The sequence below is a fragment of the Halomicrobium sp. IBSBa genome (assembly GCF_017612575.1).
GTDB lineage: Archaea > Halobacteriota > Halobacteria > Halobacteriales > Haloarculaceae > Halomicrobium.
Genome location: NZ_JADPQC010000004.1, coordinates 200,746 through 223,545, shown reverse-complemented (window position 1 = coordinate 223,545; position 22,800 = coordinate 200,746). Strand labels below are relative to the sequence as shown.

Below are 22,800 nucleotides of genomic sequence, written 5' to 3'. Positions count from 1 at the left end.
TATGCAGGAGACACCGCCGCTGGTCGTCGACGTCGACGGAACGCTGACCGGACCGGATCAGGCAGTCGCGCCCCGTGCGATGACGGTCCTCGCGGAGTGGCCGGCTCCGGTGGTCGTGGCCACGGGCAAGGCGTTCCCGTTCCCGGTCGCGCTCTGTCAGTTCGTCGGCATCGAGCCGTGCGTGATCGCGGAGAACGGCGGCGTCGTCTTCGTCGGCGAGAGCGACGAACTGGTCTTCGGCGGTGATCCAGAAGCCGTCGACGCCTTCGTCGCGGCGTATCGCGAGCGGGGACACACGCTGGGCTGGGGGGACGTGGACCTGGCGAACCGCTGGCGCGAGACGGAGATCGCCGTCTCGCTGGACCAGCCCCGGGCACCGCTCGACGAACTGGCCGAGACACACGGTCTGACCGTCATCGACACGGGCTACGCCTACCACGTCAAGTCGCCGGGTGTCGACAAGGGAACGGGCCTGCGGGCGGTCGCCGAGGAACTCGGGCACGAACCCGAGGACTTTCTCGCGGTCGGCGACTCGATCAACGACGTGGCGACGTTCGAACTGGCCGGCGAGAGCGTCGCCGTCGCCAACGCGGACGAACACGCGGCCGCGGCGGCCGACCGCCGAACCGACGCCCAGTACGCCGCGGGGTTCCTCGAAGCGGTCGAGCCGTATCGGTGAGCGGATCGCAGACCTGCCAGCCGTCGGCCCGGCGGCTGTGACCCCGTGAAGCCGTTTGCCACCTCGGACGCCGAGAGTGACACGCCGACGACCGACGGTCTCAGTCGTCGTCGGCCGGGGCCGCTCCGTCGAGCGTCCCCGTATCGAAGCCACCCCAGTCGAACGTTCGCTGGAAGTACAGCGCGACGTTGACCAGCGCGAGCAGAACCGGCACCTCGATGAGCGGGCCGACGACGGTCGCGAAGGCCACGCCCGAACCGACGCCGAAGACCGCGACTGCGACCGCGATCGCGAGTTCGAAGTTGTTCGACGCGGCGGTGAAGCCGATCGCGGTCGTCGTCGAGTAGTCCGCGCCGATGCCCCGTCCCATGCCGAAGCTCACGAAGAACATCACGACGAAGTAGATCGTCAGCGGGACGGCGATCAGCAACACGTCGCCCGGCGACGCGACGATGGCACCGCCCTGCGTGGCGAACATCACGACGACGGTAAAGAGGAGCGCGACCAGTGTCAGCGGGTCGATCTTCGGGACGAAGGTGTCCTCGTACCAGTCGACACTCTTGACGCGGGTCCCGACGTAGCGGCTCAAGAATCCGGCCGCGAAGGGGATCCCGAGGAAGACGACGATCGCCTCGAACACCTGCATCGGCGTGATGTCGAAGGTCGCGATGCCGGCGACCAGCGACTCCATCCCCAGCAGCGGCGGGAGGAAGAGAGCGAAAAACCAGACGTAGACGCCGTAGGTGACGATCTGGAAGAGGCTGTTGAAGGCGACGAGCCCGGTGACGTACTCGGTCGATCCCTCCGCGAGTTCGTTCCACACCAGTACCATCGCGATACAGCGAGCCATCCCGATGAACACGAGCCCCAGGAAGTACTCGGGGCGGGCGGGCAATCCGGGGACGAGACCGCTGAAAAAGATCACGGCGAGTCCGAACATCAGCGTCGGGCCGATCAGCCAGTTCTGGACGAGGCTCAGCCCGAGGACGCGCCAGTTGCTGAAGACGGTCCGGAGCTGCGAGTAGTCGGCCTTGGCCAGCGGCGGGTACATCATCAGGACCAGGCCAATCTCCACGAGGTGGAGGTTCTGGATCGGCCGGGTCACCGACGGAGCGACGTATCCGAGGCCGACGCCGATCGCCATCGCGCCGAAGATCCAGACGGTGAGGTACTTGTCGAGCACGTCCATCGACCGTGGGTCCCCACAGCTCTCACAGTCACAGTCGGGCCCGTGATCGTGTTCGGCGGCGCTCATCGATCGAGTGCCTCCTCGACCTCGTCGAACAGGGCAACGACGCGGTCCTCGATCTCGTCGCGGATCGCACGGACGGCATCGAGGTCTCGACCGTCCGGATCGTCCAGCGCCCAGTCGCGCACGTCGACCGTGGCGTCGAGATCGAGCGTCGAACAGCCCATCGTCGCGACGTGATCGCAGGCGTCCAGTTCGGCGGTCGAGATCTCGCGCGGTGTCCGATCCGAGACGTCGATGCCGACCTCCGCCATCACGTCGATCACTTCCCCGTGGACGTGGTCGGCCGGACGAGTTCCGCCGGTGCGGATCTCGACGACCTCACCGAGGTCCCGGCGGTCGCGCTCGCGCTCGGCGAACGCCGTCGACATCTGCGAGCGACCGGCGTTCTGGACACAGACGAACGCGAGGCGAACGTCGGCCATCAGGCCTCACCTCGCGTCTCGTCCAGCGCCGACAGGAGTGCCGTCGTCCGCGCCGTCGCCTCGTAGTAGCGCCAGGTCCCGTCCTTGCGTCGGGTGACGAGCCCCGCCTCCCGGAGGTCCGACAGCGCGTGACTGATCGCGCTCTCGCTGACGTCGACGACCGGACTGATCTCACAGACGCAGAGCTCGTCCTCGGCGGCCGACAGGAGCCGCGCGATCCTGTAGCGAGTGTCGTTGCTCAACGTCGCCAGCGCCGTCAGATCGGCCTCGGGATCCGACGGGATCGTCGCTGCGTGCGATTCGATCGATTCGACGCGGTCCTCGACGTCGCCGGCACAGCACTCGCCGAGTTCCCGCGTGAGGAGGCGCTCCAGTCGCTCAGATTGTTCGGCCATCGGTACTTGATCGATTGCACAATCGTTCATATAACGTTGGTGGATCCGCTCGCTGGACCCGTTCGCCGGGCCGGACCTATTTGCTGGGCTGAAATTGTTCGCCGGACTGTTCGGATATCGACACGTGGACTGTGCCGATTCGCTGGGGGGTGTGTCGGTCGGCCAGTGGGTGCCGACTCGTTGCCACTTTCCGTCCACTGCTGGCGAGCACCAGACTGTCGCCTCCGGACCGCTATTGACCGCTCAGGTGGGATACGTCCTCGTACCCGGGGAAGGTTTTTATTCTGTGGTCCGTTACCCCGTCGCATGAGCCCCGACCAGGCCGTGCTCCGCCGTGCGATCGAGCGCGGCGAACAGGAGGGCGGCAGCGTCGAGTTCAAAGAGCGGCTCACCGAAGACCTCCACCTCGCCGAGGGTCGACTGGAGAGCCTCGCTGCACAGTTGCGCCACCGCGTCCTCTCCGGTGACGGGGAGGCGACCTACGTCGTCGGCGTCACGGACGACGGCGGGCTCGCCGGGATCGCCCCGGAGGCGTTCTCCGAGTCGATGGACGTGCTCTCGCTGCTGGCCGACGAGGCCGGCGCACACATCGAGGCCGTCCAGACCTGGGGGGTCGACAGCGCATCGCAGACGACCGACCCAGACGGTCCCCCGGCGACGGCCGACACGGACACCGCGCCAGAGGGCATCGTCGGCGTCGCGACGATCCGTGAGGGAGCGGTGCTGGAAGACGACGACCACATCGTCGTCGGCACCGCGGGCCACGTCGACCACGGGAAGTCGACGCTGGTGGGCACGCTCGTCACCGGGAGCGCCGACGACGGTGAGGGCAGCACCCGATCGTATCTGGACGTGCAACCACACGAGGTCGAGCGCGGCCTGTCGGCCGACCTCTCCTACGGCGTCTACGGCTTCGAGGACGACGAGCCGGTCCGCATGGACAACCCCGACCGCAAGGACGATCGAGCACGCGTCGTCGAGGAGTCCGACCGCCTCGTCAGCTTCGTCGACACCGTCGGCCACGAGCCGTGGCTTCGGACGACGATTCGGGGACTCGTCGGACAGAAGCTCGACTACGGCCTGCTGACCGTAGCGGCCGACGACGGACCGACGAAGACGACCAGAGAGCACCTGGGCATCCTGCTCGCGACGGAACTGCCGACGATCGTCGCCATCACGAAGGCAGACCTCGTCAGCGACGAGCGCGTCGCCGAGGTCGAGCGGGAGGTCGAACGGGCGCTGCGAGACGTGGACAAGACCCCGTTGCGCGTCGAGCGCCACGGCGTCGACGCCGCGATCGAAGAGATCTCCGAGACCGTCGTTCCCGTCGTGACGACGAGCGCCGTCACGATGGACGGGATCGACCAGCTCGACGCGATGTTCGAACGCCTCCCCAAGACTGCCGGCGAGAGCGGCGCGTTCCGGATGTACGTCGATCGCAGCTACAACGTCCAAGGCGTCGGCGCGGTCGCCTCCGGGACGATCAAGTCGGGAACGGTCGAGGCCGGCGACGAGTTGCTGCTGGGACCGATGCCCGACGGCACCTTCCGCGAGGTCGAAGTCCGATCGATCGAGATGCACTACCACCGCGTCGACGAGGCCAAAGCCGGCCGCATCGTCGGCATCGCACTCAAGGGCGTCACGGAGCCCGCCCTCGAACGCGGGATGGTGTTGCTGCCCCGCGACGCCGATCCGGACCCGGTCAGAGAGTTCGAGGCGGAGGTGATGGTGCTCAACCACCCGACGCGGATCGGCGACGGCTACGAGCCGGTCGTCCACGTCGAGACGATCAGCGAGGCCGCCCAGTTCTTCCCGACCGACGGCCAGCTGTTGCCCGGCGACAGCGGCGAGGCCACGGTCCGCTTCAAGTTCCGCTCGTACCTCGTCGAGGAAGGCCAGCGGTTCGTCTTCCGCGAAGGCCGATCGAAAGGTGTCGGGACGATCACCAGCGTCGAGACGGGCGACTGACAGCAGCGTCGGATTGTGGCGTGAGGTGAGGTGGAGAGTGAGAGGAAGTTTCGAGTGCTTTCGGCGTGGGGGTGGTGGGGGTGGAGTGAGAGGGTTGGGTAGAGTGGTAAGGAGGGGTGTGATGGAGTGATGGTGGTAGGATGGGGTGGAGTGATGGAGTGTTGAAGTGGAGTGGTAGGGTTAGGTGGAGGGATAGGGAGAGAGGAGGTTTCGAGTGCTTTTCACTGTGTAGATGGGGGCACCGTGGGGGCGGGCTCGCTGTCAGGACTCGCCAGCCACGTCTTCGATGTCCTCGCGGGTGTCGAAGACCAGTTCCGGATCGAGATCGTCGAGTTCGAACTCGTAGTACTGGCCGCCGCTGAGGCCCTCGTTGCGTTCGTAGCGCTTGAGGAAGCCGAGCATCCGCAGGTCCGAGAGGTGGCTGTGGACGCTCCGGACGGTCGTCAGCGGTTCGTTCGCCCACGATTCGGCGACGTTCTGGTAGAGTTCGTAGATCTCCTTCGCACGGGCGGGCGTCTCGCCGTCGTCTTCGAGATGGGCCAGCGTCTCCAGCACCAGTTGTGCGTGGGTCGTCTGGTCGCGGATCTTGTCGCTGAGACGCCCGCGCTGGACACGTTCGCGGGCACGTTCGATGTGTTCGTCGGTCACCCGAAACTCGCCCTGATTCTCGGCGACCTCCGCTCCGACGCGTAGCAGGTCGATCGCCTGCCGGGCGTTCCCCATGTCGCGAGCGGCCAGCGCGGCGGCCATCGCGATCGCCGACGAGTCGTAGCCGTCGTCTTTCAGCGCGTTCTCGGCGCGCTCTTCGAGGATCGCGCGGAGTTCGTCGGCCGAGTACGGCGAGAAAGAGATCTCTGTCTCCATCAGCGTGTCTTTGACCTTCGCCGAGAGCTGCTGGCGGAAGGTGTAGTTGTTCGAGATGCCGATGACGCCAACGCGGGAGTCGGTGATGTGGCCGATCGAACGCGCTCGCGGGAGCTCGTACAGCAGCGTGTCCACGTCGTCGAGGTGGTCGATCTCGTCGAAGACGACCAGATGGGTCCCACCGGTCGTGTCCAGTTCCTCGTACAGCGCTCCGAAGGCGTCGCCGGTCCCGAGCCCGCGCTTGGGGAACGTCTCGCCGTCTGGCCCGCGGAGGTCGTTGACGAGTGCGCGCACGACCATGAATACCGTCTTGCCGTTGCAGTTCTGCTCGTGGACGTGGAGCGCGTCGGCCTCCGGACGCTGCTGGATCTCCTCGGTCAGCGCGTCCATCATGTAGTTCGTCACCGCGGTCTTCCCGAGGCCGGCTTTCCCGTAGAGGAAGATGTTCTGGGGACTCCGGCCGAACAGCACGTCCTTGAGCGCGTTGCGGTACTCCTCGATTTCTTCGTCGCGTTCGAGGATCTCGTCGGGCTGGTAGTCCTCGGTCAGGACACTTTTGTCTGCGAAGATAGTGTCCGTAATCGCGTCGAAGGGACCACCCATCGTTAGTTCGGTCAAACCGTGGCCACCACATAAACCTTACTTCACGTGTTTCTCTTGTTTCTCGTGCTTCAGGTGATGCCACCGTGGTGACGACTTTCGTTTCCGATGTCGTCTTTTCCTGTGCGAAGTCCTCACACGTCCTTCTCTCGCTTTTTCGTCGCCCCGTTCTCACGTGAAAGCACTCGAAAGCTACTCTCACACTGTGGTCGACTGGCTCTCGGCACGACGGGCACGGAGTCGTCGACGGCCAGAACTGTCGACCACACCTGCCGACGACCACGATCTGTCGACGCTGTCCTCACACTTTCCCGGTCGCTGCTGCGCTATCCTCACACACCCCACTCGCTGCTCCGCTGCCCCCCCACCCCTCATTCGCAACCGAAAGCACTCGAAATCCCCTCTCACTCTCTCGTGACCCGCCCGTTCGCCGTCTCGATTGCTCCCCAGAGTGGATTTCGAGTGCTTTCCACACGACCGCGCCGGCCTGCCGTGTGGAGAGAGTGCATTTCGTGTGCTTCCCGGCAACGACTCACACGACGTGACTGAGAGCGAGCGAGACGGATCGACTCTCCACCAGCCCCCACGCCGATCAGTGCGCTGCCCGGTACTGCCCGTCTTCTGCAGACACCAGCCCGAACGTCTCTGCCCAGCCGAGCAGCCGCTCTATCCGTTCGTGCCACTCGGCCTCCCAGTCTTCGTGGCGGTTCCGTTCCCACCGGGGGATCTCCTCTCGGATGGCAGTAAAGACCGCTTCGGGCGTCCGTGGCTCTGTCGCCACACACTCCAGCACCTCTCGGGCACCGAAGACCCGCTCCCGGAAGGCGGTCGACAGTTCCTCGTCGCTCGGCGCGTCACGCACCCGGTGGAATCCGCGGTCGGTCTCCGCGACGAGGCCCAGCGCCTGCATGAACGTCAGGTACTCCCGCGCTTCGTCTCGCGACGTGACCGCAGTTCCGTCCCGCACCCGCGTACAGCAGTCCTCGACGCTGCCGGGGACCAGCGGGAGCGTCCCGGCGGCCTCCCGGAGGAAGCCGACGGCACGGACCGGCGGGACGACCTTGAACCGAACCTCGGGCATCGTTCAGAGCCCGAAGCTCTCTGCCAGCACGTCCTCGTGGGTGTCGCCGAAGACGTGGGTCTCGCCCCCGACCACGTCGACGGTTACCTGGGCCGGCGCGAACACTTCGACGGGCAGCTCGCTGAAGTCCCAGTCGGCGTCGTCGAAGGTCTCTGCCAGTGGCGTCCCGTACTCCTCGCCCGCGATCGAGGTGACCTCCTCGAAGCGGTCGAACTCCTCTTCGACGGTGAGATGGACCCGTCCGCCGTAGGCCAGCGCGTCGGTCGTCCGGGCGATGGCGGCCGCCTCGCTATCGGCGACGGGTGCGACCGGCGCGGAGCCGGTCGCCGAGAGGATCGAGATGGGATCGTACCCCAGCTCGGACAACCGGAACGCCGCCAGCTCGGCGGCCCGTGCGGCGGCGACGACGCTGCCAGTGACGCTGGCCGTCGCGTAGACCGGGAGGAAGACGGCCGTCTCGGGAACGCCGGTCCGTTCGGCGACGTGGCTGGCAACGTCTTGCTCCGGTAGCTCGTCGGCTTCGATCGTCAACACGGCGAAGTCCGCGGCGTCGTGATAGCCCACGCGGCTGTAGATCTCTTCTTCGGCCACCAGCGCGCGGGCGGGGCCGCTGCCCAGCCCCTCGAAGCCGTCGACGCTGAGTTCCCAGCCGCCTTTCTGGGAGCACAGCAGCCCCAGCGCGGGGTGGTCGGTCGACAGTTCGACGTGGGTCAGCGGTGCGCCCGCGACGCTCGACAGCTTCGTCTGGACGGTCGCCAGTCCGGCCGTCTGGATCTCGGTCGCGAGCAGCCCCGCCTCGACGGCACCGGGAACGTCGACACCGAAATCGAGCACCGCGGCGTCGCCCTCCAGCGCGTGGACGGCGATCGTCAGTTCGTCGGCGAAGTCGATGGCCTCGTCGACGAGCTCCGTCGCCATCCGATTGAGACTCTCCATACCCACCGCTTGGCTCTCCCTGCCCTAAGACTGTTCGTGTTCGATCGGTGTGCTCACGTCACGACGAGGTAGACGCCCGCCGCGGCCAGGACGAGTCCGGCGACGCGTCCCAGCGTCTCGTTGATCTGGACCTCGTCGCCGCCGGCACCCAGATAGAGGTACTGCTGCTGGAGCTTCCCCATCGCCACCGGCTTGATCGCCCAGACGACGCCGAGTACCACGCAAAACGCCCCGAACGCGACGGTCAGCCACGATTGCATGCCCACACGTGTGTCGGCCTGTGTGAAATCAGTCGCGGTCGCTCCGGGCCGCCCGCCCGAGGTGTTCCTCGACTGCGGTCACCTTGTCGGCGGCCGCCTGGTCGACGGTCCGCTTGTCGTCGATCTTCAGGAAGGTCTCGACGCGATCGGCCTCGACTGCCTCGTGGGCGGCGTGGGCCGCGTCGAACAACTCCTTGCTGTCCTGGGCTTCGATGATCGTGCCCATCGGCGTCGTCTCGTAGGACACGTCGAACGGCTCCAGCGCGGCGACGGCGTCGGCGACGTACGACGCCATGCTCTCTTCGACGACCGGTGCGACCGAGAGGAACGCGATACAGGTCATGCTGGTAGCTGACGGTTCGACGCACCGCCCCTTAGATCACGCGGTGGCACCACTCCTCGCGACCGCGGAAAGATCACCACGTGACCGCGGCATGCCCACCACGCGACCGCGGGAGGAGGGGTACCGTTCGGAGCGTGGAAAGCACCCGCTGACACCGTCGCCGTCTCAGCCCGTCTCCGTGTCAGCGTCGCCGGCTCAGCCCGTCTCCGTGTTTTTCTCGCCTCTATACGACCTCAGTCAGTGGCGTGTGGCTGCTGTATCGACGGCCCGTACCGTTCCAATAAGTATACGTTATTGGGCACGAAAGTCGGCCCCGTGAGGAGTGTCTCAGACGACGTTGCGGTGCTCGTCCTCGAAGACGAGAGCGAGCTACTGGAGGCGTACGTCAACGGGCTCGAAGACGAGTACGACGTGTACGCAGCCGAGACCGCGGCGACCGCGACGGACCACGTGGACGGTCTCGGCGACGACCTCGACGTGGCTCTCCTCGATCGCCGGCTCCCCGAGCGGTCCGGCGACGACGTTCTGCGGTACATCCAGTCGGCACCCATCGACTGTCGAACGGCCATGGTGACCGCCGTCGACCCGTCGCTCGACATCATCGACATGGGGTTCGACGACTACGTCGTCAAACCGGTCACGCCGTCCGACCTTCGGGCGGTGATCGACCGACTGTTGAAACTCGAAGCGTACGACGAAATCTACCAGACGCTGAGCGAGAAACGCGTCAAACGAAGCGTCCTCGCGGCCGAACTGTCTCGGACAGAACTCGAACGCAGCGAGGAGTTCACTGCGCTCCAGTCCGAGATTGCCGATCTCGAAGCCCAACTCGAATCGATCGAGTCGGAGATCGACGACGAGACCCTCCCGCAGTGATCGCGCCGATCAGGTCGGCGGGCTGGAGATCTCGTCGTTCATGTCGAGTCGGCGGTTGTGGACCGCTTCGCCCGACCGTCCGTCGAAGAGGTGGATCGTCTCTTCGGGAATCGAGACGGTGACACGATCACCGACAGCGGCCTGCTGGAGGCCGTCGATCGTCGCGATGAACGTCTCGCCCTCTGGTGCGCTCTCGAACCGGAGATACACCGTGTTCTCGTCGCCCATCGGCTCGACGACCTCGACGACCGCCGAGTAGGTGTGACTGCCCGATTCGTCGGTGCCCACTTCGATGTCCTCGGGGCGGACACCGAGCGTGACGTTTCGGGTCTCGCCTACGTCGTCGAGCGTCGACTGTGAGAGGGGATATTCGAACCGCGAGCCGACGAGCGTGTCGCCGTCCCGCTCCATGTCGAAGAAGTTCATCGACGGATCGCCGATGAAGCCGGCGACGAACTGGTTTGCCGGTTCGTGGTAACACTCCAGTGGCGTCGCCACCTGCTGGAGCTTCCCGTCGTTGAGGATGGCGATACGGTCGCCCATCGTCATCGCCTCGGTCTGGTCGTGGGTGACGTACATCGTCGTCACGTCCAGTTCGGACTGCAAGCGCTGGAGCTCCGTCCGCATCTGGGAGCGCAGCTTGGCGTCGAGGTTGCTCAGCGGCTCGTCCATCAGGAACACCTCCGGGTCTCGGACGATCGCCCGACCGAGCGCGACGCGCTGTTGCTGGCCACCAGAGAGCTCCGAGGGTTTGCGATCCAGCAGCTCCGCGATTCCCATCGTCTCTGCGGCGTCGTGGACCCGCTCTTCGATCTCGTCGTCCGGGAGCGTCGTCGACTCTTCCAGGCCGAACGCCATGTTCTCCGCCACAGTCATGTGGGGGTACAGCGCGTACGACTGGAACACCATCGCGATGTCGCGATTCTGTGGCTTCACGTCGTTGACAACCTGTCCGTCCAGGCGGATGTTGCCGCTGGTCACCGTCTCCAGTCCGGCGACCATCCGCAGGGTCGTCGACTTGCCACAGCCGGAGGGGCCGACGACGACGATGAACTCGCCGTCGTCCATCTGGATGTCGACGTCGTCGACTGCGACGATCTCGCCTTCGTCACCGTCCTGGAACACCTTCGTCAGTCGGTCGAGTTCGAGCGTCCCCATCCTATCGCCCTCCGGAAGCGACGGTACAGTTCTCGTGCGATACGTCTCGTCGACTGTGTGACTGATGTCGAATCATGAGTTCCTGCTGGCTGGTGCGTCGGGTCATGTCGCCACCCCTTCGGCGAACTCCTCGCCGAACATGATGTACACCGCGAGCGTCGGCAGGGCGGCGATGAACGCACCCGCCATCCGAAGCGCGAAGTCCTGTCCTTCGAGTGACTGTCCCAGGCCCGCGAGGATCAGCACGATCGGTGCGGCCGTACTGGATTCCGTCTGGACCAACACGAGCGTGAACAGCAGATCGTTCCAGATCTGGGTGAACTGATAGATCAGAACGACGGCGAACATCGGCCCCGACAGCGGGAGGACGATCCGGCGATAGACGCGCCGGATCGACGCGCCGTCGAGCCGTGCCGCTTCGATCATCTCCTCGCTCATGTTCTTGTAGTACGATCGGAACAGCACCGTACAGATCGGGAGCCCGTAGGCGACGTGTGTGACGATGAGTTCGACGACACCGGTGTAGTCCGAGCTGATCCCGAGTGCCCACACGAAGCCGAGTGCCTCCTGCAGTGGCACCATCGACCAGAACTGCGAGAGCGGCACGAGCACGGCCTGGTAGGGGATGAAGATCCCCGCGACGAACAGCGCGAGGATCGGTGCCTTGTACTTGGGCTTCCAGTTCGACTGCGTGATGCCGTAGGCCGCGAAGCTCCCCAGCAGCGCCGAGATGACTGTCGCCGGCACCGCGTACAGCGCGCTGTTGATCAGTCCGCGCGCGAGCGCGTCGAACGCGGCCTGCCACTTCGCGAGCGTGAACACCTCCGGCGTCGGCGGTGCGAACGGGAGCGTCCCGCTGACGCCGGAGCTGGTCTTGAACGAGGTGACCAGTCCCGACTCGATCGGGATCAGGAAGAACGCCAGGATCGCGAGCAGCCCGAGGTACAGCGCGACGCGGTAGGCGTCGATCTCCGCGAGCAGCCCCGCTGGCTGGTCCGATCCCGCCGCCGATACAGCGCCACCGTCCGTCCGTGTCTCGTCGCTCATAGGTGTCCCTCCTTGTACTGGTAGTAGAGGTACGGGCCGACGATGCTCAGTGCCATCAGGAACAGCATGATCGCGATCGCCGACGAGTACGCCCAGTTGAGGTTCGCGTACGCCTCACGGACCATCTTGGTCGCGAGGATGTCGGCCCCGTTCGGTGGTCGGTAACCGCCGACCAGCGAATACAGGAAGTCGAAGGCCTTCAGCGCGAACACCATCAGGACGACCGAGGCGCTGATCGTCGATCCCTTCAGCTGTGGGATGATGACGCGCCAGTACATCCGCAGCGTCGACGCGCCGTCGACCTTGGCCGCCTCGTAGTGCTCGTCCGGAATCGCACGCAACCCGGCGAGGTAGACGACCATCGCGTAGCCCGCGAACTGCCACATCAGCGCGAACACGACCGCCCAGAGAACGATATTTGGGCTGCCGATCCAGTCGACTCGGTCGAGGCCGATCGACGTGAGCACGATGTTGATGACGCCGTTGTTGAAGTTGTACATCCACGCCCAGAACTGGGCGGTCACCACGAACGAGAGGCTCATCGGGAGCAGGTAGATCGTCCGGAAGGTGTTCTCGAATCGGATGTTCCGGTCGATCAGGATCGCGAGCCCCAGCCCGATCGCCAGTGTCACGAGCGTGAACCCGATCAGGAGCACGAACGTGTTGACCGCGGCGTCGACGAAGCCGCTGTCGGCCAGCGCGCGGGCGTACATCTCCAGGTCCAGATCGCTGTAGTCCGGCGTTCCGAACCCCTGGAAGTCCGTCAGCGAGATCATGACGTTCCAGATGATCGCGCCGTAGACGAACAGCCCCACCAGCAGGAACGGTGGGAGCCAGAACTGCGAGGACTCGACGAAGTCGCTGCCGAACCGCTCGTTCAGCCTGGCGATCGGCCTGAATCCGGTCTGCTGTTTTTCTTCGACGACCCCGCCGTCGGTGACTGCGTTGCCACTCTCCTCGGTGTCGTCGTTATGCAATGCCATGTCTCTCACCACCTGTCGAAACCGCCGAAATCCGGTCGCTCATTGGACCGGGATCAGTTGGAAACCGCGTCGATGAAGCCGCTGGTCGCCGCCTCGACGTTGTACGGTCCCGAGAACTCGCTGGAGATCACGTCGTTCAGCGTCGACATCGTCTCGGAGTCGACGCCCAGACCGTGCTGGAGGTTCGGGGGCCGCTCCTCGGCGTTGGCGAAGTCCTCCTGGGTCTCCTGGAGGTACGGACCGAACGCGCTCATGTCCACGTCCGTCCGGGTCGGGATCGATCCCTTGTACTGGTTGAACGCGACCTGTGCGGCCTCGCTCCCGGCGAAGGCCATGAACTTGTCCGTCTTCTCCGGGGTCGGGTTGTTCGACGGGTAGAGGAACGAGTCGAAGTGGAGCATGTACATTCCCTCGGAGCCGGGGAACGTCTTGAAGCCCCAGTCCTCGTCGTACTCGAAGTCCTCGGCGTTGCGGAAGGCACCGGCCGCCCAGTTACCCTGGTGGATGAAGGCAGCGTTGCCCTCGATGATGTTCTGGTTGGACTCCGTCAGACCGATCGAGGACGCGTCGTCGTTGATGTAGTTCTCGAGGATCTCGGCGACCGACTCGAAGGCCGACTGAACGGCGGCCTCGTCGGGACTGCCCTCGATGAAGTTCATGTACGCGTCGTATCCTTCCTTGCCGAGCATGGTCGACGCCCACAGCTGGGTCGTCGTCCAGGTCCCACTCATACCGTGGGTCATCGGCACCGCGTCGGTCTCGGTCGCGACCGTCTCCAGTGCGTCGATCAGGGCCGAGACGCTGGTCAGCGAATCGGGATCGACGCCCGCCTCCTCGACGACCGAGGTGTTGTAGAACAGGCAGTTCAGTCGGTGGGAACCCAGCGGCACGGCTCGGAACGCACCGTTGTACTGGTGGAGCTCGACTGCTTCCTGGACCATCACGTCCTCGAAGCCCTCGTCTTCCCACACGCTGTCGGCCTCGCCCAGCACGCCCTCGTAGCGCTGGAGGTTCTTGCCGGGCCAGTTGGCGAAGGAACTCGGTGGGTTGTTGTTCTGCAGCCGGTTGGCGACGACTGCGTCGAGGTTCTGGTTCCCGCCCCCACCGATGGGGTTGAACTCGTGTTCCATGTCGGGGTATTCCTCTTCGAACGCCTCGACGAGTGCCTCGGCCGCCGCTGCACCGTCGCCGCCGGTCCAGCCGTGCAGCACTTCGAGTGGCTCCCCGCTGCTGTCGCCGCCATCGCCGCCATCGCCGCCGTCACTGCCGTCGGTGTTCTCACTGCCGCCGTCGCCGCCGTCGCCGCCGTCACCACCGCCGTCCCCGCTACAGCCAGCGAGGCCGATCAGTGTTGCCGCTCCTGTCGCTTCAACGAACCGCCGCCGCGAAAGTCGGTCACTATCGTCAGTCATGGTACTCCATGATAGGGAATGATCGATTGCCATATATAACTGTCCCTCTGAACGAAACTATTCTTACTGAGATTTTTCCACTTAGTTCTGTTCACCATGGAGAACAAATTGTGTGTCGGTAGTTCGCTCGAACGATCGAAGACCGATGGGCATACGGCGGTCCACACGGTGATCGTACCCATGCGCCCTTCGACGACCGCCGCAACGTACCCCATCGCCGGCGACGCGCGTGAGCGGCCGCTGCTCGCCGTGTGGCTGTCGCTCGCTCTCTCGTTCGTCGTCCCAGTCGTCCCACTGCTCCCGGTCGTCGGCTACGTCGTCCGTGCCCTGACGGCCAGCGAACGCGGTGACGCTCTTCCCCCGTTTCTCGCGGACGGTCGAACGCTCCTCCGGCAGTCCGTCGGCGGGTCGGTCCTCTGTGTGTTCTTCCTCGGACTGCCCCTCGCTGCCCTGCTCGTGACCGTGTACGGCGTCGTCACGCTGGACGCCAGCGCGGGCGACCTTCCGACCGGTCGCATCCTCGCCGGTTCGACGGCGACGCTGTTCGTCGGCCTGCTGGGGCTCTACTTGCTCCCGATCGCGCTGACGGTGTACGGCCAGACGGGGTCGCTTCGGGAGGCGTTCTCGATCGCGCCGTTTCGGTCGATCGGTGGCCACGGCGCGTACTTCTTCGGCTGGACGCTCGGGTTCGTCGCGCTCACTGTCACGCTCGGTATCGGGGGGTCGCTCCTCACGTTCTCCCGTGTCGGGCCGCTCCTCGGGACGTTCGTCTTCGCATACGGATTCCTCGTCGCCACGTACCTGTGGGGGCGTGCGATCGCCCGCGCACGCCGACGCTGATCGCCGACACACGACGACAGGGGATTTCTCTATAGTGAACAGGTCTGGGCCGACGCCGCCACGGCCCCGCTCTCGGGGTCGCTCGGGGACGAGTCTGCGAACGGCAGCAGCCTGTCCGTCGCCTCACTCTGGACCCTCGATATCCGCCGGCTGGTGCAATCCGACGACGACACGCGTCCCGCCGAACCGACTCTCTTCGACGTGGAGGTCTCCACCGGAACTACGGACGATCCATCGGGTCAGCCACAGCCCCATCCCACTACTGTGTGAGAGCGCGCGCTCGGTGTCCTGTGTCAGCACATCTCGTTCGACAGCGGGGAGTCCGGGGCCGTCGTCCGCGATCGCCAGTGACACGTCGTGTGCTGGATCCCGCGGCTTTCGGGACACCTCGACGTGGACGCTGGGATCGTCGCCGTCGTTGTGCTCGACCGCGTTCTCGAGCAGGTTCTCGACCGCGTACGGGAGCAGTTCGTGGCCCCTGACGACGGTCGCGGTCGGCCCCGTCGTCGTGACCGTTGCCGTCGGCCAATCGAGTTCCAGTCGCTCTCTGTTGTCGTCCAGTATCGACGACAGCTCGAACGTGGTCCAGTCCTCCTCACTGCCACAGTCACGCAACTGCTCGATGTGGCGCGCCCTCTCACTGAGCTCCGTGATATTGTCGATCCGGCGCTCGATCGCGTTGACGTGATCGCTTTCTTCGGGCACTGCTTCGGCGAGCACTTCGAGGTGGCCCCGCATCACGGTCACGTCGTTTCGGATGTTGTGTCGCAACACTCGATTGAGCACGCTGAGCCGTTGCTCGCGCGTCTTCTGTTCGGTGATGTCGGTCGTGACGAACGTCGCGCCCGTGAACTGGTCGTCGCTGGTGTACAGCGGCCCCGCCCACACTCGAACGTCCAGTATCGCGCCGTCGCTGTCGCGGTGCCGCGTTTCGACGCCGGTGAACTGTTCGCCCGCTTCGAGCCGACGACACCACGACTCGACGGTCTCTGGGGTGTCGGCCACGGTCTGGAGGTAGGGCCGACCCACGACTTCGGACTCCGTCCAGCCGAACATCGACTCGGCACCCGCGTTCCACAGCTGTATCGCGCCCTCGCTGTCGACGACGACGATCGCGACTGGTGCGACCTCGACGACGGAGACGAACCGACTCACCAGATACTCGATCGTCGTGGTGAGGACCTCGATCTCCTCCTCGGTGCTCAGGTGTTCCCGGAGGACGGTGACGAGGTCGACGACGAGCTGATCGACCAGCTCGTCGCGATCCGTCGAGGCGTTAGACTGGTACGTGCTCAGCAAGAGCTGCTGGACCTCGGTGTAGCCCTCGGACCCGAGGACGTTGAACAGCGCGCCGACGAGTTGCTCTGCGCTCCGACTCATTTAGGCAAGCCTAAAAAACAGTCGTGTAAAGAGGTTCCGAACAACAGTCTCCGCTCGACGGTGGCAGCAGCACCCGCGTCTGCGGGCCGCACGCGGCGGGCACTCGCCGGCCACGTCCGTGCGACGTGTGGTGAGAGATGCCACTCGAAAGACGACATTCGATGTCTACTTTCGGGGCTCGAATCTCTCCCCTACAGCAGTAGCGATTACGCGAGACGAGCACACGCACAGCGGTCGCTCGCTGTATAGCGTTCGAGAGGAGTGCGGTGGGGGAATTTGAACCCGGAGCAGACGTGCTCACTTCGTTGCGCGCGACTGCTGTGGTTCAAACCCCTTGTCCCGATTGCTGGCGCTCACGAGTTTGTTCGCGCCAGAACAATGCGGTGGGGGGGATTTGAACCCCCGTTAGGACCGTGGCAGGGTCCTGTGATACCACTACACTACCACCGCGGTGAGTGCATTTTGATTTGGTGGGGGTGAAGGATAAAAGCCTTCCGAATCGGAGCCAAAACCGTGGGAGGGCGACCCGAGTGAGAGAATACCACGTACAGGCCATCTAGGGCCGTGTGAACGCTTCTCATCGCGCGCGTGAAGCGGACTCTTTTTAAGGATGGCTGGGGGAGTAATCGGCACAGTCTAGTGGCGCGACGTGGAAGCGTTTCGGTATGACGACTAGCGTACTCGTGCCGTCTTCCCTCGTCCGGGAAGCCGAGGACAGACGCGAGGCGACTCGCAAGCTGGGATACGTGGCCCGCGCGGCCGTCGTGTTCCGGGCCGATCGGCTGACGGTCTTCCCCGATCCAGCGGGAGCGGGGAAGTGGGAAGACGGGTTCGTCGAAACCGTCTTGCGGTACGCCGCGACGCCGCCGTACCTCCGAAAGGAGGTCTGGGGCAAGCGGGACGAACTGGAGTACGTCGGCGTCTTGCCGCCGCTCCGCGTCCGCTCACAGACCGGCTCCGGATCCGAGGGTTCGGGGTCGTTAAGACAGGGAATCGTGACCGAGGTCGGAGCTGATGGGCGCGTTCGGGTCAATTGCGGACTGCAACACCCGATCTCTCTCCCGGTACCTTCCGCGATGGAAGTGCCCGGTGAGGGGGAGCGCGTCACCGTCAGGGTCTCTTCGCGACGGCCAGTCCGCGCAAAGCTCGTCGACGAGCCCCTCACCGGGTACGTCGTCGACACCGCGGACGTGGATACGGCACTCGAACGGTCCGACGCCGGGTTCGCCATCGCCGCATCGCGGCATGGTGAGGAACTCGGCGTCGACCGGCTCGGCCAACTGGTCGAGCGCCGGACCGACGCGGGCCACATGACAGTGGCCTTCGGCGCTCCGGAGCGCGGGTTGCCAGCGATATTCGGATTGGACCCGGACGACGCCGTCCCAGACGGCACAGGTGACGACGACGCCGGGTTCGACCTTTGGCTGAATACGGTTCCAAACCAGGGAAGCGAGGTCGTGCGAACCGAAGAAGCGATGTTCGCCACCCTCGCTTCGCTGACCCTCACGGAGTAGACCATGCCACAACCAAGCAGACCACGCAAAGGCTCGCTGGGCTACGGCCCGCGTACGCGAGCGGCGAACGAAACGCCGCGCTTCAACAGCTGGCCGTCCGACGACGGCCAGGCTGGTCTCCAGGGGTTCGCCGGCTACAAGGCGGGAATGACACACGTCACTCTCGTCAACGACGAACCCAACTCCCCACGCGAGGGGATGGAAGAGACCGTCCCGGTGACGGTCGTGGAGACGCCGCCAGTGCGCGCCGTGGCAGTCCGAGCCTACGAAGACACGCCGTACGGCAAGCGTCCGCTCACGGAAGTCTGGACCGACGAGTTCCACTCGGAACTCGATCGCGCTCTGGACCTTCCCGAGGGCCACGACGCCGATGCCGCAGAGGAACAGGTACGCGACGCACTCGACGCCGGTGACATCGCGGACGTGCGCGTCGTCACGCACACGGTCCCCGACGAACTGGCCAACGTGCCCAAGAAAAAGCCCGACGTGATGGAGACGCGAGTCGGCGGTGGCTCGCTGAGCGACCGATTCGAGCACGCGCTCGAACTGGTCGACGACGGCGGCGAACACGCCATGAACGACGTGTTCCGCGCCGGTGAGTACACCGACATCGCGGCCGTCACGAAGGGGAAAGGCACCCAGGGCCCCGTCAAGCGATGGGGCGTCCAGAAGCGGAAGGGCAAGCACGCCCGCCAGGGCTGGCGACGACGGATCGGCAACCTCGGTCCGTGGAACCCCTCCCGGGTCCGCTCGACGGTGCCCCAGCAGGGCCAGACCGGCTACCACCAGCGAACCGAGCTCAACAAGCGCCTCATCGACATCGGCGACGGCGACGACGCCAGCGTCGACGGCGGCTTCGTCAACTACGGCGAAGTCGACGGGCCGTACACGCTCGTCAAGGGCTCGGTTCCCGGTCCGGACCAGCGCCTCGTGCGCTTCCGACCGGCAGTGCGTCCGAACGACCAGCCGCGCCTCGACCCAGAGGTGCGCTTCGTCTCGACGCAGTCGAATCAGGGATAACACATGCAGGCAACAATCTACGACCTGGACGGTAACGCAGGCGACGAGGTCGATCTGCCGGCGGTCTTCGAGACCACGGTCCGACCCGATCTCATCGCCAGTGCAGTGCGTGCCCAACAGGCAAACCGGAAGCAGGACTACGGGTCCGACGAGTACGCGGGACTGCGAACGCCTGCCGAGTCGTTCGGCAGCGGTCGCGGGATGGCCCACGTTCCCCGAGAGGGTGGCCAGGCACGGCGCGTCCCCCAGGCAGTTGGGGGCCGACCGGCCCACCCGCCGAAGGCCGAGAAGGACCGATCGCTGACGATCAACGACAAGGAGCGCAAGCTCGCGACGCGCTCGGCCATCGCCGCGACGGCCGACAGCGAACTCGTCGCCGAGCGCGGTCACGAGTTCGACGACGATCTCGAACTCCCGCTTGTCGTCGACGATTCCTTCGAGGACCTCCAGAAGACCCAGGCCGTCGTCGACACGCTCGAATCCCTCGGCGTTCACGCCGACATCGAGCGCGCCGACGACACGAAGATCAAGGCCGGCAAGGGCTCCGCCCGCGGGCGGAAGTACCGCCGACCGTCCTCGATTCTGTTCGTCACCAGCGAGGAGCCGTCGAAGGCGGCTCGAAACCTCGCCGGTGCCGACGTGACCACCGCGCGCGAGGTCAACGCAGAGGACCTCGCACCGGGGACGGCCCCCGGTCGGCTCACGATCTGGACAGAGAGCGCACTCGAGGAGGTGGCCGAGCGATGACGTGGGACGTGATCAAGTATCCGCACGTGACCGAGAAGGCCATGAACGACATGGACTTCCAGAACAAGCTGCAGTTCGCCGTCGACTCCGCGGCCTCGAAGCCCGAAGTCGCCGACGCGGTCGAACAGCAGTACGACGTCACCGTCGAAGCGGTCACGACGCAGAACACGATGGACGGCGAAAAGAAGGCCGTCGTTCGCCTCTCCGAGGACGACGACGCCCAGGAAGTCGCCTCCAGGATCGGGGTGTTCTAACGATGGGACGACGAATTCAGGGACAACGACGCGGTCGCGGGACGTCCACGTTCCGGGCTCCCTCGCACCGCTACAAGGCAGACCTGCAGCACCGTAACGTCGAAGACGGCGACGTCGTCTCCGGCACGGTCGTCGACATCGAGCACGATCCCGCCCGCTCGGCACCCGTCGCGGCCGTCGAGTTCGAGGACGGCGATCGCCGGCTCGTGCTCGCGCCCGAGGGCGTGGGCGTCGGCGATCGGATGCAGGTGGGTGTCTCCGCGGCGATCGAGCCCGGCAACACCCTCCCGCTGGCCGAGATCCCGGAAGGGGTCCCGGTGTGCAACGTCGAGGCCAACCAGGGCGACGGCGGTCGCTTCGCCCGGGCCTCCGGCGTCAGCGCACAGCTGATGACCCACGACCGCAACGTCGCGGTCGTGAAGCTCCCCTCGGGAGCGGTCAAGCGGCTCGACCCGCAGTGTCGTGCCACCATCGGCGTCGTCGCCGGTGGCGGTCGCACCGAGAAGCCGATGGTCAAAGCCGGCAACAAGCACCACAAGATGAAAGCGCGAGGGACCAAGTGGCCCAACGTCCGCGGTGTCGCGATGAACGCCGTCGACCACCCGTTCGGTGGCGGCGGCCGACAGCACCCCGGCAAGCCCAAGTCCATCTCGCGTAACGCCCCGCCTGGTCGGAAGGTCGGGGACATTTCCTCGAAGCGAACCGGTCGAGGTGGCAACGAATGAGTTCAGGATATCAGACTGGCCAGGAGGGTGACTTCACCTATCGTGGCCACACGCTCGACGAGCTGCAGGAGCTGTCGCTCGACGAGGTTGCGGAACTGCTCCCCGCTCGCCAGCGGCGAAGTATCACACGCGGTCTGACCGACGAGCAACAGAAGCTGCTCGAGAAGGCCCGCGACGCAGAGCCCGAGGAGACGGCGAACAACCCGATCCGAACCCACCTGCGGGATATGCCGATCCTGCCGGAGTTCGTCGATCTGACCTTCGCCGTCCACAACGGGCAGAGCTTCGAGCGCGTGCAGGTCGAGCCCGAGATGATCGGTCACTATCTCGGCGAGTTCCAGCTCACTCGGAAGTCGGTTGAACACGGTCAGGCCGGCATCGGGGCGACCCGCTCCTCGAAGTTCGTACCGCTCAAGTAAATCATGGGAATCAGCTACTCAGTCGACGCCGACCCGGACACGACGGCAAAAGCGATGCTCCGGGAGCGGCAGATGAGCCACAAGCACAGCAAGGCTATCGCTCGGGAGATCAAGGGCATGACGGCCGACGACGCGATCGCGTACCTCGAAGACGTGATCGCGGAGAAGCAGTCGGTCCCGTTCAAGTCCCACAACTCGGGCGTCGGCCACCGGAACGACATCGACGGCTGGGACGCCGGTCGCTACCCCGAGAAGGCCAGCGAAGCGTTCCTCGACCTGCTCGAAAACGCGGTCGGGAACGCAGACCACCAGGGCTTCGACGGTGGGTCCATGGAGATCATGCACGTCGCCGCCCACAAGGTCGGCGAACAGCAGGGTCGCCAGCCCCGCGCGATGGGCCGGGCATCTGCCTGGAACAGTCCGCAGGTCGACGTCGAACTGATCTTAGAGGAGGTCGACGAATAATGGCAGACGAACAGCAGTTCATCGAAGACGGACTTCAGCGGACCCAGATCGACGAGTTCTTCGCAGACGAACTCGGTCGTGCCGGCTACGGCGGCATGGACGTCGCCAAGACGCCGATGGGGACCCAGATCGTGCTCAAAGCCGAGAAACCCGGTATGGTGATCGGCAAGGGTGGGAAGAACATCCGGAAGATCACCACCACCCTCGAAGAGGAGTTCGGCCTCGAAGATCCGCAGGTCGACGTCCAGGAAGTCGAGGAGCCAGACCTCAACGCCCGCATCGTCGCGGACCGTCTGGGCAACGCCCTCGAACGCGGCTGGTACTTCCGAAAGGCCGGTCACACCACGATCGACCGGATCATGGAAGCAGGCGCGAAGGGCGCAGAGATCGTCCTCTCCGGGAAGGTCACGGGCGCACGCTCGCGCGTGGAGAAGTTCAACCGCGGCTACATCAAGCACAACGGTGAGCCCGCGGAGAACATCGTCGACAGCGGCGTCGGCGTCGCCGTGATGAAACTCGGCACCATCGGTGTCCGAGTGAAGATCATCCCGCCTGAGGCGGAACTCCCCGACGACTTCGAGATCTACGAGGACGTTGAGGTCGAGGACTACGTCGCCGACACCGACGGCGAGTCCGTCGAGGAACTCCTCGAAGGCGAGCCCGAAGGCGAGGACGCTGCCGCCGAGCACGGCGCGCAGGCCCCCGCCGACGAGGACGCAGACGAGGACGAACTCGTCGAAGACGTCGACGAGGAAGTCGTCGAGGAAGCGGCCGACGAGTTCGACGAGGTCGAGACGCCCTCCGACGAGGACGCAGACGTCGACATCGACGACGTCGAGGAGTCCATCGAGGAGGACCTCGACGAGGACACCGCCGCCGAGGCGGAAGAACTCATGGACGAGATGGACGATTCAGACTCGTCCGCAGACAGCGAGGAGGGTGACGACGAATGACCGTCATCCACGTCGAGGAGGTCCGCGACATGACGGCCGCCGAGCGCGAGTCGGAACTCGAGGACCTCAAGACGGAACTGCTCAACGCCCGCGCCGTTCAGGCGGCGGGTGGGGCACCCGAGAATCCGGGTCGCATCGGCGAGCTGCGGAAGGCCATCGCCCGGATCAAGACGATCCAGACCGAAGAAGGGGACCTCGAATGAGGTC

Annotated in this window: 26 protein-coding genes and 1 tRNA gene; 13 read left to right on the top strand and 14 right to left on the bottom strand. The window is 65.4% G+C overall.

Annotation, left to right across the window (positions count from 1 at the left end; genetic code table 11):
- Position 1: 1 nt before the first annotated feature.
- Complete coding sequence (locus tag IL252_RS12560) at positions 2 to 679, top strand: phosphoglycolate phosphatase (RefSeq protein ID WP_208628262.1); 678 nt, start codon at positions 2 to 4, stop codon at positions 677 to 679.
- A gap of 100 nt (positions 680 to 779) precedes the next feature.
- Here IL252_RS12560 and arsB read toward each other — a convergent pair whose 3' ends face one another.
- Genes arsB through IL252_RS12545 form a run of 3 tightly spaced genes read right to left on the bottom strand, consistent with a single transcriptional unit; the run spans position 780 to position 2,748 of the window.
- On the bottom strand, positions 780 to 1,934 hold the full coding sequence (gene arsB, locus IL252_RS12555; RefSeq protein WP_279634286.1) for an ACR3 family arsenite efflux transporter: 1,155 nt from the start codon (positions 1,932 to 1,934) through the stop codon (positions 780 to 782).
- Positions 1,931 to 2,353 (bottom strand): low molecular weight phosphatase family protein, encoded by a 423-nt coding sequence (locus IL252_RS12550; RefSeq protein WP_208628261.1) that lies wholly within the window; start codon positions 2,351 to 2,353, stop codon positions 1,931 to 1,933. The genes arsB and IL252_RS12550 overlap by 4 nt, the downstream gene beginning before the upstream one ends.
- Positions 2,353 to 2,748, bottom strand: coding sequence for a metalloregulator ArsR/SmtB family transcription factor (locus IL252_RS12545; protein WP_208628260.1), 396 nt, complete (start codon positions 2,746 to 2,748; stop codon positions 2,353 to 2,355). Before IL252_RS12545 ends, IL252_RS12550 begins: the two co-directional genes overlap by 1 nt.
- 306 nt (positions 2,749 to 3,054) lie before the next feature.
- On the opposite strand from IL252_RS12545, the gene IL252_RS12540 reads away from it, so the two are divergent.
- Positions 3,055 to 4,716, top strand: coding sequence for a GTPBP1 family GTP-binding protein (locus IL252_RS12540; protein WP_208628259.1), 1,662 nt, complete (start codon positions 3,055 to 3,057; stop codon positions 4,714 to 4,716).
- Between the two features lie 261 nt (positions 4,717 to 4,977).
- On the opposite strand, the gene IL252_RS12535 is transcribed toward IL252_RS12540, so the two are convergent.
- The 5 genes from IL252_RS12535 to IL252_RS12515 form a co-directional block, all read right to left on the bottom strand.
- Positions 4,978 to 6,183 carry an orc1/cdc6 family replication initiation protein gene (locus IL252_RS12535; protein WP_018259092.1) on the bottom strand — a complete coding sequence of 402 codons (1,206 nt, stop codon included), beginning with the start codon at positions 6,181 to 6,183 and terminating at the stop codon, positions 4,978 to 4,980.
- Between the two features lie 589 nt (positions 6,184 to 6,772).
- Positions 6,773 to 7,261 carry a hypothetical protein gene (locus IL252_RS12530; RefSeq protein WP_208628258.1) on the bottom strand — a complete coding sequence of 163 codons (489 nt, stop codon included), beginning with the start codon at positions 7,259 to 7,261 and terminating at the stop codon, positions 6,773 to 6,775.
- A 3-nt stretch (positions 7,262 to 7,264) separates the two neighbouring features.
- The gene (gene mch, locus IL252_RS12525; RefSeq protein ID WP_208628257.1) at positions 7,265 to 8,197 is read right to left on the bottom strand and encodes a methenyltetrahydromethanopterin cyclohydrolase; all 933 of its coding nucleotides are present in this window, start codon (positions 8,195 to 8,197) and stop codon (positions 7,265 to 7,267) included.
- Between the two features lie 53 nt (positions 8,198 to 8,250).
- On the bottom strand, positions 8,251 to 8,457 hold the full coding sequence (locus IL252_RS12520) for a hypothetical protein (protein WP_015762773.1): 207 nt from the start codon (positions 8,455 to 8,457) through the stop codon (positions 8,251 to 8,253).
- Between the two features lie 28 nt (positions 8,458 to 8,485).
- Complete coding sequence (locus IL252_RS12515; RefSeq protein WP_170093850.1) at positions 8,486 to 8,800, bottom strand: MTH1187 family thiamine-binding protein; 315 nt, start codon at positions 8,798 to 8,800, stop codon at positions 8,486 to 8,488.
- Positions 8,801 to 9,115: 315 nt separating this feature from the next.
- On the opposite strand from IL252_RS12515, the gene IL252_RS12510 reads away from it, so the two are divergent.
- Positions 9,116 to 9,676 carry a response regulator transcription factor gene (locus IL252_RS12510; RefSeq protein WP_244257126.1) on the top strand — a complete coding sequence of 187 codons (561 nt, stop codon included), beginning with the start codon at positions 9,116 to 9,118 and terminating at the stop codon, positions 9,674 to 9,676.
- Between the two features lie 9 nt (positions 9,677 to 9,685).
- Here IL252_RS12510 and IL252_RS12505 read toward each other — a convergent pair whose 3' ends face one another.
- From IL252_RS12505 to IL252_RS12490, 4 genes are all read right to left on the bottom strand, one after another.
- Positions 9,686 to 10,834, bottom strand: a complete 1,149-nt coding sequence (locus IL252_RS12505) for an ABC transporter ATP-binding protein (RefSeq protein WP_208628256.1) — start codon at positions 10,832 to 10,834, stop codon at positions 9,686 to 9,688.
- Between the two features lie 102 nt (positions 10,835 to 10,936).
- Complete coding sequence (locus IL252_RS12500; protein WP_208628255.1) at positions 10,937 to 11,881, bottom strand: carbohydrate ABC transporter permease; 945 nt, start codon at positions 11,879 to 11,881, stop codon at positions 10,937 to 10,939.
- The gene (locus tag IL252_RS12495) at positions 11,878 to 12,864 is read right to left on the bottom strand and encodes a carbohydrate ABC transporter permease (protein WP_208628254.1); all 987 of its coding nucleotides are present in this window, start codon (positions 12,862 to 12,864) and stop codon (positions 11,878 to 11,880) included. The genes IL252_RS12500 and IL252_RS12495 overlap by 4 nt, the downstream gene beginning before the upstream one ends.
- Positions 12,865 to 12,917: 53 nt before the next feature.
- Entirely contained in the window at positions 12,918 to 14,276 is a 1,359-nt protein-coding gene (locus IL252_RS12490) for an ABC transporter substrate-binding protein (protein WP_208628253.1), read from the bottom strand.
- Positions 14,277 to 14,456: 180 nt separating this feature from the next.
- Here IL252_RS12490 and IL252_RS12485 point away from each other — a divergent pair, with 180 nt between their 5' ends.
- The gene (locus tag IL252_RS12485) at positions 14,457 to 15,116 is read left to right on the top strand and encodes a DUF4013 domain-containing protein (RefSeq protein WP_208628252.1); all 660 of its coding nucleotides are present in this window, start codon (positions 14,457 to 14,459) and stop codon (positions 15,114 to 15,116) included.
- A 123-nt stretch (positions 15,117 to 15,239) separates the two neighbouring features.
- Here the strand turns inward: IL252_RS12485 and IL252_RS12480 are convergent, their stop codons facing one another.
- Together IL252_RS12480 and IL252_RS12475 are read right to left on the bottom strand one after the other, a co-directional pair.
- Positions 15,240 to 16,496, bottom strand: coding sequence for a PAS domain S-box protein (locus IL252_RS12480; protein ID WP_208628251.1), 1,257 nt, complete (start codon positions 16,494 to 16,496; stop codon positions 15,240 to 15,242).
- Between the two features lie 379 nt (positions 16,497 to 16,875).
- A tRNA-Gly gene (locus IL252_RS12475) sits at positions 16,876 to 16,946 on the bottom strand.
- A 215-nt stretch (positions 16,947 to 17,161) separates the two neighbouring features.
- Here IL252_RS12475 and IL252_RS12470 point away from each other — a divergent pair.
- The 9 genes from IL252_RS12470 to rpmC are packed head-to-tail and all read left to right on the top strand — an operon-like array spanning position 17,162 to position 22,796.
- On the top strand, positions 17,162 to 18,010 hold the full coding sequence (locus IL252_RS12470; protein ID WP_208628250.1) for a putative RNA uridine N3 methyltransferase: 849 nt from the start codon (positions 17,162 to 17,164) through the stop codon (positions 18,008 to 18,010).
- 3 nt (positions 18,011 to 18,013) lie between these two features.
- A complete protein-coding gene (locus IL252_RS12465; protein ID WP_018259107.1) occupies positions 18,014 to 19,030 on the top strand; it encodes a 50S ribosomal protein L3 in 1,017 nt (338 codons plus the stop codon).
- A 3-nt stretch (positions 19,031 to 19,033) separates the two neighbouring features.
- Positions 19,034 to 19,777: a 50S ribosomal protein L4 gene (gene rpl4p / locus IL252_RS12460; RefSeq protein ID WP_153552978.1), complete on the top strand. Its 744-nt coding sequence runs from the start codon at positions 19,034 to 19,036 to the stop codon at positions 19,775 to 19,777.
- Positions 19,774 to 20,031, top strand: coding sequence for a 50S ribosomal protein L23 (locus IL252_RS12455; protein ID WP_015762786.1), 258 nt, complete (start codon positions 19,774 to 19,776; stop codon positions 20,029 to 20,031). Before rpl4p ends, IL252_RS12455 begins: the two co-directional genes overlap by 4 nt.
- Positions 20,032 to 20,033: 2 nt before the next feature.
- Complete coding sequence (locus tag IL252_RS12450) at positions 20,034 to 20,756, top strand: 50S ribosomal protein L2 (RefSeq protein ID WP_015762787.1); 723 nt, start codon at positions 20,034 to 20,036, stop codon at positions 20,754 to 20,756.
- Positions 20,753 to 21,175: a 30S ribosomal protein S19 gene (locus IL252_RS12445; RefSeq protein ID WP_153552979.1), complete on the top strand. Its 423-nt coding sequence runs from the start codon at positions 20,753 to 20,755 to the stop codon at positions 21,173 to 21,175. Before IL252_RS12450 ends, IL252_RS12445 begins: the two co-directional genes overlap by 4 nt.
- A 3-nt stretch (positions 21,176 to 21,178) precedes the next feature.
- Positions 21,179 to 21,640 (top strand): 50S ribosomal protein L22, encoded by a 462-nt coding sequence (locus tag IL252_RS12440; protein WP_015762789.1) that lies wholly within the window; start codon positions 21,179 to 21,181, stop codon positions 21,638 to 21,640.
- Positions 21,640 to 22,593, top strand: coding sequence for a 30S ribosomal protein S3 (locus IL252_RS12435; protein WP_153552980.1), 954 nt, complete (start codon positions 21,640 to 21,642; stop codon positions 22,591 to 22,593). The genes IL252_RS12440 and IL252_RS12435 overlap by 1 nt, the downstream gene beginning before the upstream one ends.
- A complete protein-coding gene (gene rpmC, locus IL252_RS12430; RefSeq protein ID WP_015762791.1) occupies positions 22,590 to 22,796 on the top strand; it encodes a 50S ribosomal protein L29 in 207 nt (68 codons plus the stop codon). The genes IL252_RS12435 and rpmC overlap by 4 nt, the downstream gene beginning before the upstream one ends.
- The last annotated feature ends 4 nt before the right edge of the window (positions 22,797 to 22,800 follow it).

Coding starts and splice junctions, on each gene's coding strand:
- IL252_RS12560 (WP_208628262.1), top strand. CDS start 2: ATGCAGGAGACACCGCCGCTGGTCGTCGACGTCGACGGAACGCTGACC.
- arsB (WP_279634286.1), bottom strand. CDS start 1,934: ATGAGCGCCGCCGAACACGATCACGGGCCCGACTGTGACTGTGAGAGC.
- IL252_RS12550 (WP_208628261.1), bottom strand. CDS start 2,353: ATGGCCGACGTTCGCCTCGCGTTCGTCTGTGTCCAGAACGCCGGTCGC.
- IL252_RS12545 (WP_208628260.1), bottom strand. CDS start 2,748: ATGGCCGAACAATCTGAGCGACTGGAGCGCCTCCTCACGCGGGAACTC.
- IL252_RS12540 (WP_208628259.1), top strand. CDS start 3,055: ATGAGCCCCGACCAGGCCGTGCTCCGCCGTGCGATCGAGCGCGGCGAA.
- IL252_RS12535 (WP_018259092.1), bottom strand. CDS start 6,183: ATGGGTGGTCCCTTCGACGCGATTACGGACACTATCTTCGCAGACAAA.
- IL252_RS12530 (WP_208628258.1), bottom strand. CDS start 7,261: ATGCCCGAGGTTCGGTTCAAGGTCGTCCCGCCGGTCCGTGCCGTCGGC.
- mch (WP_208628257.1), bottom strand. CDS start 8,197: ATGGAGAGTCTCAATCGGATGGCGACGGAGCTCGTCGACGAGGCCATC.
- IL252_RS12520 (WP_015762773.1), bottom strand. CDS start 8,457: ATGCAATCGTGGCTGACCGTCGCGTTCGGGGCGTTTTGCGTGGTACTC.
- IL252_RS12515 (WP_170093850.1), bottom strand. CDS start 8,800: ATGACCTGTATCGCGTTCCTCTCGGTCGCACCGGTCGTCGAAGAGAGC.
- IL252_RS12505 (WP_208628256.1), bottom strand. CDS start 10,834: ATGGGGACGCTCGAACTCGACCGACTGACGAAGGTGTTCCAGGACGGT.
- IL252_RS12500 (WP_208628255.1), bottom strand. CDS start 11,881: ATGAGCGACGAGACACGGACGGACGGTGGCGCTGTATCGGCGGCGGGA.
- IL252_RS12495 (WP_208628254.1), bottom strand. CDS start 12,864: ATGGCATTGCATAACGACGACACCGAGGAGAGTGGCAACGCAGTCACC.
- IL252_RS12490 (WP_208628253.1), bottom strand. CDS start 14,276: ATGACTGACGATAGTGACCGACTTTCGCGGCGGCGGTTCGTTGAAGCG.
- IL252_RS12485 (WP_208628252.1), top strand. CDS start 14,457: ATGCGCCCTTCGACGACCGCCGCAACGTACCCCATCGCCGGCGACGCG.
- IL252_RS12480 (WP_208628251.1), bottom strand. CDS start 16,496: ATGAGTCGGAGCGCAGAGCAACTCGTCGGCGCGCTGTTCAACGTCCTC.
- IL252_RS12470 (WP_208628250.1), top strand. CDS start 17,162: ATGACGACTAGCGTACTCGTGCCGTCTTCCCTCGTCCGGGAAGCCGAG.
- IL252_RS12465 (WP_018259107.1), top strand. CDS start 18,014: ATGCCACAACCAAGCAGACCACGCAAAGGCTCGCTGGGCTACGGCCCG.
- rpl4p (WP_153552978.1), top strand. CDS start 19,034: ATGCAGGCAACAATCTACGACCTGGACGGTAACGCAGGCGACGAGGTC.
- IL252_RS12455 (WP_015762786.1), top strand. CDS start 19,774: ATGACGTGGGACGTGATCAAGTATCCGCACGTGACCGAGAAGGCCATG.
- IL252_RS12450 (WP_015762787.1), top strand. CDS start 20,034: ATGGGACGACGAATTCAGGGACAACGACGCGGTCGCGGGACGTCCACG.
- IL252_RS12445 (WP_153552979.1), top strand. CDS start 20,753: ATGAGTTCAGGATATCAGACTGGCCAGGAGGGTGACTTCACCTATCGT.
- IL252_RS12440 (WP_015762789.1), top strand. CDS start 21,179: ATGGGAATCAGCTACTCAGTCGACGCCGACCCGGACACGACGGCAAAA.
- IL252_RS12435 (WP_153552980.1), top strand. CDS start 21,640: ATGGCAGACGAACAGCAGTTCATCGAAGACGGACTTCAGCGGACCCAG.
- rpmC (WP_015762791.1), top strand. CDS start 22,590: ATGACCGTCATCCACGTCGAGGAGGTCCGCGACATGACGGCCGCCGAG.